This is a genomic window from Streptomyces sp. NPDC006339, from assembly GCF_040612775.1.
Classification (GTDB): Bacteria; Actinomycetota; Actinomycetes; order Streptomycetales; family Streptomycetaceae; genus Streptomyces.
Window position 1 is genome coordinate 249,581 of record NZ_JBEXQW010000002.1, and the last position, 13,633, is coordinate 263,213.

Sequence of the window (13,633 nt, forward strand, 5' to 3'; positions counted from 1 at the left end):
AATGTGATGACTCTTCAATCACTCCCGCGCGAGGTGTGCAATGCGCTCGGGCGGAGTGGTCGGTGCGGCACAATTCCCAGGAATCAACAGCGAGTTGACGAGGACGAGTCGACCGAGCGGGAAGTGGGCGGCGCCGTGGCGGTGCAAGAGGCGAGACAGTGCGGGTCGGGCGGCGCGGAGGGCGGGCCCTGCCCGCACTGCGAACGCTCCGGCCACCGGCGGGCCGTCGCCGCCTTCCTCGCCCGGCGCGACGAACTCGCCGCCGGGCACGGCGTGCCCGCCGCCCTCGCCCACTCGCCGGTCGCCTCACGGCAGTGGGTCTCCGACGAACTCGCCCAGTCCGCCCGCACCGTCGCCGCGCGCGGCCGTGGGACGGGCGGTGCCCGGTGCGACCGGATCCACCGCGGCACCCTCGCCGTCGGGTGGGGCGCCGTCCTCGCCCTGCTCCTCGGCCAGGCCCTCACGGCCCTCGGCACCGGCTGGACCGGCACCCGCACGGCCGCCCTGGGCGCCGCCGTCCTGCTCGCGGCCGCCCTGACGGCCGCGGCCCGGTCGCACCGGCACCGCGGCGGGGTCGTCGCCCCCCTCCTCGGCGAGGACAACCGGCTCTCCACCTCCCGTGCCGTCGCCGCCGCCTGGCTCCTCCTCTCCGTCTACGCGCTGCTGCTGCTCGCCCTGCGCCTGGTCACCGGCGCCCCCGACGTGGACCTCGGTCTCGGCCGGGGCGCCGGGCTGCTCGCCGTGCTCGCCCTGGTCGGCCTGACCGCGGTCGTCGCCCGGCTCGTCGTGGCCCTGCGGATCGCCGGCCGCCGCCTCCAGAAGGTCCGCGCCGACCGGCCCCGGCCGTCCGATCTGCTGTGCGACGACGACGGGCGTGCCAGCCTCACCGACGCGCAGTACGTGCTGGTCTCCGCCGCCGTCCTCGTCCTCGCCGCGGTCCGCCTCGGCCAGGCCCCCGACCGGCTGCCCGGCCTGCCCTGGGCGCTGGTGCTGCTCGTCGCCGTCTCCGTGGCCTGCTACCTCTTCGGCAAGTGCGTGGAGGGCGGCCGGCCCAAGATCTTCTCGGTGGTCCGGGCCCGCGAGGCGGGCGACCTCGACGCCCCCATCCGCACCGGCGACGACATCGAGATCCGCGGCACCGGCTTCGTCCCGGCGGGAGCGGCCGCGCCCGACCCGCTCACCCGGCTCGTGGTCCGCATCGGCCCCGTCCACGCCCATGTCCCCCTCGTCCCCGTCCCCGGCGGTTTCGCCAACCCGACCGACACCGCCCTGACCGTCCCCCTCCCGGCCGACGTGGAGCCGGGCAGGATGGAGGTGTCGGTGATCACGGCCGCCGGGATCGAGACCAACCGGGTCGTGATCGACGTCCTCGACTGACCCACGACGGTGACCCGGTGCCGGGTCCGCGCCTCGGGGATGTCCTGTCACCGGGAATGCGAGGAGAATCGAAACTCGGACCCCCGGACCGAGCGACGGGGCGCGCGTGGAGAGGCGGCCGGCGATGACGGGACGGACGGACGGAACGAGCGACCGGGGCCCCGGCGACCACGGAACCGGCGACCACGGAACCGGCGACCACGGGGCTGGGGGCCACGGCACCGGTGGTGACGGCTTCGGACGGGGCTCCGGAGCCGGCTACCGGGGCTTCGGCTCCGGAGGCGCCGGTGACGGCGGCAGCGACGGGTGGACGGCCGTCGCCACCCGCTACGCCCTGCTTCCGCTGAGGCTCTTCCTCGGCGTCACCTTCATCTACGCCGGGCTCGACAAGCTCACCGACTCCGCCTTTCTCGCCGACACCGGCCCCGAGTCGATCGGCGAGGTCATGCGGGGCGTCCGCGACACCTCCGCCCTCCCCGCCCTCGTCGACCTGGCACTCGAGAACCCCGTCGCCTTCGGCTACGCCATCGCCCTCGGCGAGCTGACCGTCGGCCTCGGCACCCTCTTCGGTCTCTTCGCCCGGGTCGCCGCGCTCGGCGGGGCGCTGATCTCGCTGAGCCTGTGGCTGACCGTCAGTTGGCAGGTGAACCCGTACTACCTCGGCAACGACCTCGCCTATCTCATGGCCTGGCTCCCGCTGCTGCTCGCCGGTGCGCCCGTGCTGTCGCTGGACGCGCTCCTCGCCGACCGCCGCCGTATCCGATAGGCGGCCCAGGACGCGACCGCCGCGAGGCCGAGCGCCCCGCACAGCACCGGGATCACCACGTACCAGGCGACCGACCAGGCGTCCGCCGCGTCCCCCGCGTAGAGCGCCGCGAGGGCCAGGGCGGCCATGCCCAGGATCAGCCGTCCCGGGCGGAACTCATGCACCAGCACGGACGACCTCCACCTGTCCGAGACCGACCTCCAGGAAGAGGTCGAGCGTGCCGCCCGGGGTGACCCCCGGCGGCGGGGCGAGCGTACGGCTCTCGTCGAGGTCCGGCGCGATGTCGATGTCCCCCTGCGGCGAGGGCGCGACGGGCGCCGTCGGGGGCACGGCCGACGGCACGGCGGGCGGGGACACCGGCGCGGCGGTCGACGGCGTCGCGGAGGGGATGGCCGACGGGGCCGCCGGCGCGTTCTCCGGGGGCAGCCGCAGATCGCCGAGGCCCACCTGGGCCCGGAGCTTCACCGTCGCGTCGCGCGGCACGATCACCTTCAGCTTCCCCGCGCCGACCTCCAGCCGCGTCGCCACCGTCGTCCCCGCCGGCACGGCGAGAGCCGACAGGTCGAGCGTGCCGATGCCGGTGCCGAGCTCGTAGCGCGGCTGCACGGCCGAGACCGCCGCCGGCCGCCAGGTCTCGCGGGCCCAGACCGTGGAGATCTCCTTCGGCAGCACCGACGCCACCGCGAGCAGGCCCGCGGTCACGAGCATCAGGAAGACCGTGCCGAAACCGGTCCGGCCGAGGAAGCTGCTGACCACCAGACCGAGCCCGAACACCGCGAGCGCGGCGGCCAGACCGATCTGCAGGCTCGTGCCCAGCGGATTCCCCTCCCACGACAGGCCGGTGCCGAGGCCGCCCGCGATCAGGGCCAGCAGGAACACCAGGCCGCCGATGGACGGCGGGCTCGTGCGCACCCGGGCCGACGGGGTCGGGCGGCCCGGCGCGGCGGCCGGGTCCGGGCCCCACTGGCTGCCCGGCGTCGGCACCACGCCGTCGATCTTCCCCTCCTCGTCGAGGATCCCGTGCGGCCCCCAGAGATAGCCGATGGCCACCTTCCCGGTCGAGCCGTCCTTGACGATGGGGTCCCGCCACCAGGACGGGAACTCCACGAGCGGCGGCGCCTTGGTCTCCGGCGGCGCCTCGGCGACCGCGAGCGCGGCGGCCGCGTCTATCCGGCCGCCCTCCTCGACGGTCGCCACGACCGACTGCCGCCGCTGCGACCAGACCGCCGCACCGCTCACCGCGAGCGACAGGACGAGCGCGAACGCCAGCGTCCCCCCGTTGTGCAGCATCGACAGGAAGATCCCGCAGCCCACGAGCGCCATCAGCACCGCGGTCAGCGAGGAGCCCGAGACCCGGCCGGTCAGCAGCCGGCGGCCCTCGTTCTCCTCCTCGTCCGCGAGCGGCAGCAGCAGCCACGCGAAGCCGTAGAAGATCAGCCCGACGCCGCCGGTCACCGCGAGCACGCCGAGCACGACCCGGAAGATCACCGGGTCGAGGTCGAAATGCCGGCCGAGACCGCCGCACACGCCGGCCACGACCTTCTGCCCGCGCGAGCGCCGCAGCGGCGAGGCGGGCGGGGCCTCCGCCGGCGGCGGGGCCTCGTGGTGCGAAGGCGTCGAACTGGTCATGCGTCCATGGTGACGGGCCGTGACCCTCCGCGGCACCGGGACCGACCCTGCCTTGACCCTGATCTTCCGGGGCCGCCCTACCCCGAGACGGTTCCAGGGTCGATATCCGGGCCGACCCTGATGTCCGTGGACGGCCGAACGTGTGACGATCGGTACATGTCCGCAGCCGCTCGTGTCACCGACATCGACGAACCGCCCGTGCGCAGGCTCTACCGCAGCGCCGACGGCCGGTGGCTCGGCGGTGTCGCGCGCGGCCTCGCCGGGCACCTCGGGCTGCCCGTCATCTGGATCCGCGCGTTCTTCGTGGCCCTGATGCTCGCGGACGGGCTCGGCGCGCTGCTGTACGCGGTGTTCTGGATCGTCGTCCCCCTCGGCGTCGGCGGCCGCTCCGCGCCCCGGCCCGTGTTCGAGACCATGCCGGACGGCCGCAGACGCCTCCGCAAGCCCGACCGCGGCCAGGTCTTCGCCCTGATCGCGCTGGCGCTCGGGATCACCGCGTTCATCGGCAACCTCAACGTCGACAAGCAGGCCGGCCGCTACATCTGGCCGTCCCTGCTGATCGGCGTCGGTGTCGTCCTCGTCTGGCGGCAGGCCGACAACGCCCGCCGGGCGAGCTGGACCGACCCCGACCGCCGCCGGCGCGTCCTCCAACTGGTCCGTGGCCTCGTCGGCGTCGCCCTGGTCGGCACCGGGCTCGCGGTCTTCCTCGTGGTCCGCGGCTCCGTCACCCAGCTCGGCACGGCGCTGACCGCCGCCGTCGCGGTCCTCACCGGCATCGCCCTGCTCGCCGGACCCTGGCTGGTCCGCATGTCGCAGGACCTGAGCGAGGAGCGCACCCTGCGTATCCGCGCCCAGGAGCGCGCCGAGGTCGCCGCCCACGTCCACGACTCCGTGCTGCACACCCTCACCCTGATCCAGCGCAACGCCGAGGACCCCGGCGAGGTCCGCCGGCTGGCGCGCGCCCAGGAGCGGGAGCTGCGCAACTGGCTGTACCGGCCGGAGGGCACCGGCAAGGAGGAGGACGAGGAGCCCACCACCCTCGCCGAGTCGGTCAAGCGGGCCGCGGCGGAGGTCGAGGACAAGCACGGCGTCCCGCTGGAGGTCGTGGTCGTCGGCGACTGCCCGCTCGACGAGAAGCTGGGCGCGCAGATGCAGGCCGCGCGCGAGGCGATGGTCAACGCCGCCAAGTACGGTGGCGAGGGCGGACCGGTCCAGGTCTTCGCGGAGGTGGAGGGCCGGACGGTCTTCGTCTCCGTCAAGGACCGAGGGCCCGGCTTCGACCTGGACGCGGTGCCGGACGACCGGATGGGCGTACGAGAATCGATCATCGGCCGGATGCAGCGCAACGGCGGATCGGCGCGGCTCAGATCCGTGCCGGGCGGGGGCACCGAAGTGGAGCTGGAGATGGAGAGGGCGGACGGATGAGCGACGAGACCGGGACCGGGAGCGAGGCGGCGCAGGGCACGGGGCGCCGGGTGCGGGTCGTGCTCGTCGACGACCACCGCATGTTCCGCACCGGGGTGCAGGCCGAGATCGGCCGGACCGACGTGACCGGCGTCGAGGTGGTCGGCGAGGCGGCCGACGTGGAGCAGGCGGTCACGGTCATCACCGCGACCCGCCCCGAGGTCGTCCTCCTCGACGTCCACCTGCCGGGCGGCGGCGGTGTCGAGGTGCTGCGGCGCTGCGCGAGCCTCATGGCGGCGGCCGAGGACCCGGTCCGCTTCCTGGCCCTGTCGGTCTCCGACGCGGCCGAGGACGTGATCGGGGTGATCCGCGGCGGCGCCCGCGGCTATGTCACCAAGACCATCACCGGCACCGACCTGGTCGACTCCATCTTCCGGGTCCAGGAGGGCGACGCGGTCTTCTCGCCCCGCCTGGCCGGCTTCGTACTCGACGCCTTCGCCTCGACGGACGCGCCGCCCGTCGACGAGGACCTGGACCGGCTCACCCAGCGGGAGCGGGAGGTGCTGCGCCTGATCGCCCGGGGATACGCGTACAAGGAGATCGCCAAGCAGCTCTTCATCTCGGTGAAGACGGTCGAGTCCCACGTCTCGGCGGTGCTGCGCAAGCTCCAGCTCTCCAACCGGCACGAGCTGACCCGCTGGGCGACCGCCCGCCGCCTGGTGTAGCCGGGAGGCCGTGGCCGCGTCAGCCGACCCGGGTGGCGCCCGCGAAGGGCATCTCGTCGATCGGGGCGACCCGGACGGGGGCGCCCGGGCGCGGTGCGTGGATCATCTGCCCGCCGCCGATGTAGAGACCGACGTGGCTGATGCCGGAGTAGAAGAAGACGAGGTCGCCGGGGGCCAGTTCGGAGCGCGAGACCCGGCGGCCCGCGTTGATCTGGGTGTAGGTGGTGCGGGGCAGCGAGACCCCGGCCGCGCGCCAGGACGCCTGGGTCAGCCCCGAGCAGTCGTAGGCGGACGGACCGGTCGCGCCCCACACGTACGGCTTGCCGATCTGCGCCCGCGCGAAGGCGATCGCCTCGGCGGCCCGCGCGGTCGGTGCCGCGATCGGCCCGCGGACCGTGGAGGCCCGGTCGGCCCTCGCCGCGCCCCCGGAGCCCCCGCCGTGACCGCCGTGGCCGCCGGCCGCCACGGCGGCCTCGTAGCGCGCCCGCTCCTGCGCGGTGAGCCGCGCGAGCAGCGTCCGGGCGGCCTCCAGCTTGCCCTGCACGGCCGTCTTCTGCTGCCGCAGCTCCGCCTCGTGGGCCTTCAGTTCCCGCAGCCGGCTCTCCGACTCGCTGCGCAACTGCCGTACGGCCGCCAGCTCACGCCGTACGGAGGCGACCGCCGCGGCCTGCCGGTCCCCGGCCTTCTCGGCGCGCGCGGCCCGCTCCAGGTACTGGTCGGGGTCGGAGGTGAGCGCGAGCTGGATCGCCGGGTCGAGTCCGCCGGAGCGGTACTGCGCGGCCGCGAACGCGCCGAGGGCCTCGCGGGAGCGGTTGAGCCGGTCGGTCCTGCGGGCGGCCTCGTCGCGCAGCCGGTCGAAGGCGGCCCGCGCCCGGTCGGCCCGCTCCTTCGCCCCGTTGTACTTCTCGGTCGCGACCTCGGCCTCCTCGTAGAGCCGGTCGACCTGGGCCTTCACCTGCGCGGGCGTCGGACGGGGCGTGGCGTGCCCGGCTCCCTCGAAGACGGTCGCGGTGGCGGCGGAGGTCAGGGCCAGGGTGGCCGCGGTGCGGGCGGCACGGCCGCCGAGAGGGGAGTGCTTGGGCTTGCGGTGCGCTGCCACGAGGGCGGGTCACATCCTCTCCCTGTGGGGGACGCTGCCCGCCGGGACCGGCGGCGGCCCGCACAGGGGAGACGGGCCGCCGCCGGTTTTTCTCGGCGGGGGTGACCGACGACCGCCGCGGAACGGCGGTGGTGGGGAGCCGGTCACCTGGGGGAGGACGCTAAGCCCGGCTGCCGGCCGGCTGCGGGGAGTTGACCGCTATTGGCGCCAGTTGACGTTCCGGGACCGTTCTCTTTCGGGCCGGGTCCTGCTCGGACGGCGCTTCCGGTGGCCGCCTGACCGAAGCCCCGGACAAGGTGGACCCGCCCGGAGGCCGGTGCTATGGCCCCGGTTAGGCTCCGCCCCATGGACGTACTCATTCATGTCTTCGTCGCCCTGCACATCATCGGAATCGCCTCCCTGCTCGGCGGATTCCTCACCCAGATGAAGGCGATGGGGGCCGGTACGGCCCGCTTCACCCCGGCGATGCTGCACGGCGCCCTGACCATGCTGATCACCGGCGTCGCCCTCGTCGGCCTCAACCAGGCCGACGACCAGACCGTGAACAACCTCAAGATCGGCATCAAGCTCGCCGTCCTCGTGGTGATCCTCGGCCTCGTCTACGTCAAGCGCGACGAGGAGAGGATCGACAAGGGCCTCTTCGGCGCGGTCGGCGGCCTGACCATGGCGAACATCTTCATCGCCACCCTCTGGGTCTGAGCCGCCCGGGACTCCCCGGACACCCCGGGGCGTCCGAAGTCACCCCGAACCGGGCCGTCGCCTTCCGTGAGGATCCGGTCACTTCGGGAGACAGGAGCGGACTGTCAGTCCGGCGTCCTAGACTCGTGAGGCGATGAGCAACAGCCTCTTTGACGACAGCTTCCTGGCGAGCCTCCAGAACCACTCCTCGGAGGAGCCTCCGCCCCTGCCCGAGGACGAGCACGGCGCCCCGGCCGCGGAGGAGGTTCCGCACGACCTCTTCGGGGACCGCTTCGACGTGCCTCCGGCCCCCCGGGACGCGTACTACCGCGACGGCGCCCCCCGGCCCGTCGTGGACCCCGCCGCGCTCCTGGACGGGCTGAACGAGCAGCAGCGCGCCGCCGTCGTCCACACCGGCTCACCCCTGCTCATCGTCGCCGGCGCCGGCTCCGGCAAGACCCGGGTGCTCACCCACCGCATCGCCCACCTCCTGGCCACCCGGCACGTCCACCCCGGCCAGATACTCGCGATCACCTTCACCAACAAGGCCGCGGGCGAGATGAAGGAGCGCGTCGAGCAGCTCGTCGGCCCGCGCGCCCACGCCATGTGGGTCATGACCTTCCACAGCGCCTGCGTCCGCATCCTGCGCCGCGAGAGCAAGAAGCTCGGCTTCACCTCCTCCTTCTCGATCTACGACGCCGCCGACTCCAAGCGCCTGATGGCGCTGGTCTGCCGCGACCTGGACCTCGACCCGAAGAAGTTCCCGCCGAAGTCCTTCAGCGCCAAGATCTCCAACCTGAAGAACGAGCTGATCGACGAGGAGACCTTCGCCGACCAGGCCGCCGACGGCTTCGAGAAGACCCTCGCCGAGGCGTACCGGATGTACCAGGCGCGGCTGCGCGAGGCCAACGCCCTGGACTTCGACGACATCATCATGACGACGGTCCACCTGCTCCAGGCGTTCCCCGACGTCGCCGAGCACTACCGCCGCCGCTTCCGCCACGTCCTCGTCGACGAGTACCAGGACACCAACCACGCCCAGTACACCCTCGTACGGGAACTGGTCGGCACCGGCTACGAGGACCTGGAGCCCGCCGAGCTGTGCGTCGTCGGTGACGCGGACCAGTCGATCTACGCCTTCCGCGGCGCGACCATCCGCAACATCCTCCAGTTCGAGGAGGACTACCCGGACGCCACCACGATCCTGCTGGAGCAGAACTACCGCTCCACCCAGACGATCCTGTCGGCCGCCAACGCGGTCATCGAGCGCAACGAGTCCCGCCGCCCCAAGAACCTGTGGACCAACGCCGGCGCCGGCGCGCAGATCACCGGATACGTCGCCGACACCGAGCACGACGAGGCCCAGTTCGTCGCCGACGAGATCGACCGGCTCACGGACGCGGGCGAGGCCAAGGCCGGCGACGTCGCCGTCTTCTACCGCACCAACGCCCAGTCCCGCGTCTTCGAAGAGATCTTCATCCGCGTCGGACTGCCCTACAAGGTCGTCGGCGGCGTGCGCTTCTACGAGCGCAAGGAGGTCCGCGACGTCCTGGCCTACCTGCGCGTCCTCGCCAACCCCGAGGACAACGTGCCGCTGCGCCGCATCCTCAACGTCCCCAAGCGCGGCATCGGCGAGCGCGCCGAGGCGATGATCGACGCCCTCGCGCTGCGCGAGAAGATCACCTTCCCGCAGGCGCTCAAGCGCGTCGACGAGGCGTATGGCATGGCGGCCCGCTCCGCCAACGCCGTCAAGCGCTTCAACACGCTCATGGAGGAGCTCCGCACCATCGTCGACTCGGGCGCCGGACCGGCCGTGGTCCTGGAGGCCGTGCTCGAGCGGACCGGTTATCTGGCCGAGCTGCAGGCGTCCACCGACCCGCAGGACGAGACCCGCATCGAGAACCTCCAGGAACTCGCCGCCGTGGCCCTGGAGTTCGAGCAGGAGCGCGGCGAAGAGGGCGGATCGCTCGCCGAGTTCCTGGAGCAGGTCGCCCTCGTCGCCGACTCCGACCAGATCCCCGACGAGGACGAGGAGGGCTCCGGCGTCATCACCCTGATGACCCTCCACACCGCCAAGGGCCTGGAGTTCCCGGTGGTCTTCCTCACCGGCATGGAGGACGGCGTCTTCCCGCACATGCGCGCCCTCGGCCAGACCAAGGAGCTCGAGGAGGAGCGCCGCCTCGCCTACGTCGGCATCACGCGCGCCCGCGAGCGGCTCTATCTCACCCGCTCCGCGATGCGCAGCGCCTGGGGCCAGCCCTCGTACAACCCGGCCTCGCGCTTCCTGGAGGAGATCCCGGCCACGTATCTGGAGTGGAAGCGGACCGGCCCGATGGCCAAGCCCGCCGGGCCGACCTCGGGGATCACCTCCTCGCTCTCCTCGTCCCGCACCCGCTCCGGCCCCTCGGGCTTCGCCACCCGGCGCACGAACGACAAGCCGGTGATCGCGCTCCAGGTCGGCGACCGGGTCACGCACGACCAGTTCGGCCTCGGCACGGTCATGGCCGTGACGGGCGTGGGCGCGGACGCGCAGGCCACGATCGACTTCGGCGACGAGAAGCCCAAGCGGCTGCTGCTGCGGTACGCGCCGGTCGAGAAGCTGTAGGGCACCGGCCGTTACGGCGAAGGGGCCCCGGCCGGTGATCGGCGGGGCCCCTTCGGCGTGCGAGGAGGGTGTCAGCTCGTCGGGTCGAGACCGTGGCTGCGCAGCCAGCTCAGCGGGTCGATCGCCGCGCCGCCGTTCGGCCGGACCTCGAAGTGGAGGTGCGGGCCGGTGGAGTTGCCGGAGTTGCCGGAGTACGCGATGACGTCGCCGGCCTTGACCTTGCCGGAGCGGATCTTGGTGCTGCTGAGGTGGCAGTACCAGGTCTCGGTGCCGTCCGGGGAGGTCACGATCGCCATGTTGCCGTAGGCGCTGTTCCACTGCGTGCGGACGGTGCCGTCGGTCGCGGCCATGACGGGCGTGCCGTACTGGACGGGGAAGTCGATGCCGGTGTGCACCGACATCCAGTTGACGCCGGACTGGCCGTAGCGGGCGCTGAGCTGGTGGAGCTTCACCGGCAGCCAGAACTTCGGACGGAGGGCCTCCTTGCGGGCGGCCTCCTCCTCGCGCTTCTTCTTCTCCGCCTCCTGGCGCAGCTTCAGATCGATGCGCTCCTGGGTGCGGCTGGCACGGTCGCCGAAGTCGCGGGCGTCGGCGCTCAGCGCGGCGAGCTGCGTGTCCAGCTTGCTGTTGGCGGCGACCTGCTTGACCGAGGCCGGGTCGGCGGCGGCGAGGGACGTCGTGTCGTCCTTGCCCTCCGCGCCGGAGTCGGTGAGTCCGCTGACCGAGGCGGCCGCGATGCCGGCGACGCCCATGACGCAGGCCGACGGGACGGCGACGGTCAGCAGCGCGGACCGCTTGGCGGGCGTACGGCGCCGGCCGCGGCTGCCCCCACCGCCGGAACGGCGCACGGGGCGGGCGGCGGCACCCGCGGCGGCGGGGACCTCGGGGGCGACGTCGGGGGTGATGTCGTGGGCCAGGTCGACACCGTCGAGATCGGTGTCGAGCTCCAGGGCGACCATGGTCTCGGCGCTGTGGAACGCGTCGAGGTCCTGCTCCTGCTGCGCGTACGGGGCGGTGTCGTACGTCGCCGTCATGTCGTACGCCGCGGTCGTCTCGTACGTCGCGGTCGTGTCGTACGCCGCCTGCGGGTGCGCCTGCGCGTCGTAGGCGGCCGTGTCGTAGGCGGCCGTCTCGTAGGAGGACGGGTCGTACGCGTAGGACGACGACTCGAAGGTGAACTCCGAGGTCTGCTCGGGCGCTTGCTCCGGCGTGTACTGGTGCGGGACGACCGGCTCGGGCGTGGCCTGGTTCCAGGCGGTGGCGTCGTACGCACCGGTCTCGAAGGTGGGCGTCGTCCACTGGCCGGTGGTGTCGTGGGAGGCGAAGGCCGCCGCCTCGTACTGGCCGGTCTGCTGCGCCTCGGTCCAGGCGGTGGCGTCCCACTGGCCGGTGGCGGTGTACGCGTCCTGGGAACCGGTGTCCCACTGGCCGCTGTAGTCGGTGTAACCGCTGTACCCGTGCTGGCCGGACTGTGCCGAGTAGTCCGTGTAACCAGCCTGACCTGCGTCGTAGCCGGTCTCATAGGTGCCGAACAGTGGGTCGACGGCGAAGCTGCCCGTGGTCTGGGTGGCGTCCGTGACGTACCCGGCGTGGGGGTGCTGGTCGTTCACCAACTTCTCTCTCGCCTCGGCAGCAGGGGGGTCAAGCAGTGGCGTGACTGTACCCGGCGGTACGCGCGCCCGACAATCTTCGGCGGGTTTCGAGCCGCCAGGAAACGGGCAATCGGCCGTCTTTCGGCGGCTTGAGGAGAGAGCTTTGGCTCTGTGTTCGAAGAACGTTCGAAGAACGGAGCCCTTTCGGCGGGCCTTCGGCGAACCTCGGGCGGGCCCTCTGGCGGTCCGTCAGGCCACCGAAGCGGAACCCTCCGACCCGCCCTCCGTATCCGCCGCCGGCCCGCCGTCGTCGAGGGCGGCCAGGATGCCCACGGCGACCGTGGGATGCACCGGCAGCGCGAGATGTCCGACGCCGCTGACCCGCACGTTGTGCACGACCAGGTCGGGGTGGTCGAGGCGGGCCGTCTCCACCGGCACCATCACCTGGTCCAGATCGCTCCAGAAGCTCACGAACCGGGTACGGCAGCCCGACGACGGACCCGCGAGCTCCCGTAGCACCGGCGAACCGGGGCGCATCTGGCGCACCAGCGGGTGGGCGTCGGCCAGCGGTACGAACGTCGTGCCCGCGTGCGGGGTGCCCAGCATGACGAGCGTGCGCACCCGGGCGTCACCGCCGAGGCGCTGGACGTAATAGCGGGCGATGAGGCCGCCCAGGCTGTGCCCCACCAGGTCGACCTCGGCGTGCCCGGTCCGGGCGAGCAGCTCCTCCACCCGGCGGCCCAGCAGCTCGGCGGCGGTCCGGAGGTCGCAGGTGAGCGGGGAGTAGTTGAGCGACTCGACACGGTCACGGCCGTGGCGGGCCAGGGCGCGGCGCAGCAGCACGAAGACGGAGCGGTTGTCGACGAAGCCGTGCAGCAGGACGACGGGGCGGGTGGTGGAGGCGGCCTCGGGGTCCGCGGCGGCGCGGCGCTCCGCGACGAGGCCGGAGGGATAGAGCACCAGGTGGCCGGCGAGGATCGCGAGATCCAGGGCCGTCGCCTTCACGCGGTCGGCGAGCCGGTCGGCGCTCCGGAAGGCCGGGAGGGGGAAGCGCCCGGAGATATGGCGGGTGAGTGCGGTGGGGGTGAGCGCCATCGCGGCCTCCGTCCCGTCCCGTACGCGGTGCGCCGCGTTCCCGTGCCGGGCGCGGGCCGTGCGGCCGGCGGCGCGGGGGTACGGCGACCCCGTGGCGGCTCCTCAGCGGAGCGAACAATGTCCCACGTGTGATTTCCCCCTCGCTGCCCACCGCGAAACGGTCCCGTGCGGGATGCTGGCGATAACGTTCGTTCACCTCCCCGGCAATCAAGCGCGGGGGTCGCATGTGGAGGCAGTGATGGGTGTGACCGGTCCGATCCGCGTGGTGGTCGCCAAGCCGGGTCTCGACGGCCACGATCGCGGGGCCAAGGTGATCGCGCGGGCGCTGCGCGATGCCGGTATGGAGGTCATCTACACGGGCCTCCACCAGACGCCTGAGCAGATCGTGGACACCGCGATCCAGGAGGACGCCGACGCGATCGGCCTCTCGATCCTCTCCGGCGCTCACAACACGCTGTTCGTGAAGGTGCTCGAGCTCCTGAAGGAGCGCGACGCGGAGGACATCAAGGTCTTCGGCGGCGGCATCATCCCGGACGCCGACATCGCGCCGCTGAAGGAGAAGGGCGTGGCGGAGATCTTCACCCCGGGCGCGACGACCGCGTCGATCGTGGACTGGGTGAACGCCAACGTGCGCGTGGCCGCCTGACGACGGTCTCTCCGCCG

The 13,633-nt window shown here is 72.9% G+C and carries 11 protein-coding genes; 7 read left to right on the top strand and 4 right to left on the bottom strand.

Annotated features, from left to right (window positions below):
* Window positions 1-135 precede the first annotated feature (135 nt).
* Together ABZ135_RS02725 and ABZ135_RS02730 are read left to right on the top strand one after the other, a co-directional pair.
* Window positions 136-1,377: a hypothetical protein gene (locus ABZ135_RS02725; protein ID WP_356691036.1), complete on the top strand. Its 1,242-nt coding sequence runs from the start codon at window positions 136-138 to the stop codon at window positions 1,375-1,377.
* Between the two features lie 124 nt (window positions 1,378-1,501).
* Entirely contained in the window at window positions 1,502-2,143 is a 642-nt protein-coding gene (locus tag ABZ135_RS02730; RefSeq protein WP_356691038.1) for a DoxX family protein, read from the top strand.
* 156 nt (window positions 2,144-2,299) lie between these two features.
* On the opposite strand, the gene ABZ135_RS02735 is transcribed toward ABZ135_RS02730, so the two are convergent.
* Window positions 2,300-3,772: a PspC domain-containing protein gene (locus ABZ135_RS02735; RefSeq protein WP_356691040.1), complete on the bottom strand. Its 1,473-nt coding sequence runs from the start codon at window positions 3,770-3,772 to the stop codon at window positions 2,300-2,302.
* A gap of 156 nt (window positions 3,773-3,928) precedes the next feature.
* Here ABZ135_RS02735 and ABZ135_RS02740 point away from each other — a divergent pair, with 156 nt between their 5' ends.
* Both ABZ135_RS02740 and ABZ135_RS02745 read left to right on the top strand, forming a co-directional pair.
* Window positions 3,929-5,197 (top strand): PspC domain-containing protein, encoded by a 1,269-nt coding sequence (locus ABZ135_RS02740; RefSeq protein ID WP_356691042.1) that lies wholly within the window; start codon window positions 3,929-3,931, stop codon window positions 5,195-5,197.
* Window positions 5,194-5,901: a response regulator transcription factor gene (locus ABZ135_RS02745; RefSeq protein WP_356691044.1), complete on the top strand. Its 708-nt coding sequence runs from the start codon at window positions 5,194-5,196 to the stop codon at window positions 5,899-5,901. Before ABZ135_RS02740 ends, ABZ135_RS02745 begins: the two co-directional genes overlap by 4 nt.
* A gap of 19 nt (window positions 5,902-5,920) precedes the next feature.
* Here the strand turns inward: ABZ135_RS02745 and ABZ135_RS02750 are convergent, their stop codons facing one another.
* On the bottom strand, window positions 5,921-7,000 hold the full coding sequence (locus tag ABZ135_RS02750) for an NlpC/P60 family protein (protein ID WP_356691046.1): 1,080 nt from the start codon (window positions 6,998-7,000) through the stop codon (window positions 5,921-5,923).
* 345 nt (window positions 7,001-7,345) lie between these two features.
* Here ABZ135_RS02750 and ABZ135_RS02755 point away from each other — a divergent pair, with 345 nt between their 5' ends.
* Together ABZ135_RS02755 and pcrA are read left to right on the top strand one after the other, a co-directional pair.
* On the top strand, window positions 7,346-7,699 hold the full coding sequence (locus ABZ135_RS02755) for a hypothetical protein (RefSeq protein WP_356691048.1): 354 nt from the start codon (window positions 7,346-7,348) through the stop codon (window positions 7,697-7,699).
* Window positions 7,700-7,832: 133 nt separating this feature from the next.
* Entirely contained in the window at window positions 7,833-10,283 is a 2,451-nt protein-coding gene (pcrA, locus tag ABZ135_RS02760; RefSeq protein WP_356691050.1) for a DNA helicase PcrA, read from the top strand.
* A gap of 71 nt (window positions 10,284-10,354) precedes the next feature.
* Here pcrA and ABZ135_RS02765 read toward each other — a convergent pair whose 3' ends face one another.
* Both ABZ135_RS02765 and ABZ135_RS02770 read right to left on the bottom strand, forming a co-directional pair.
* Window positions 10,355-11,893: a M23 family metallopeptidase gene (locus ABZ135_RS02765; protein ID WP_356691052.1), complete on the bottom strand. Its 1,539-nt coding sequence runs from the start codon at window positions 11,891-11,893 to the stop codon at window positions 10,355-10,357.
* Window positions 11,894-12,124: 231 nt separating this feature from the next.
* Complete coding sequence (locus ABZ135_RS02770) at window positions 12,125-12,970, bottom strand: alpha/beta fold hydrolase (RefSeq protein WP_356691054.1); 846 nt, start codon at window positions 12,968-12,970, stop codon at window positions 12,125-12,127.
* A gap of 238 nt (window positions 12,971-13,208) precedes the next feature.
* Here ABZ135_RS02770 and ABZ135_RS02775 point away from each other — a divergent pair, with 238 nt between their 5' ends.
* Window positions 13,209-13,616 carry a cobalamin B12-binding domain-containing protein gene (locus ABZ135_RS02775; RefSeq protein ID WP_158989561.1) on the top strand — a complete coding sequence of 136 codons (408 nt, stop codon included), beginning with the start codon at window positions 13,209-13,211 and terminating at the stop codon, window positions 13,614-13,616.
* Window positions 13,617-13,633 lie beyond the last annotated feature (17 nt).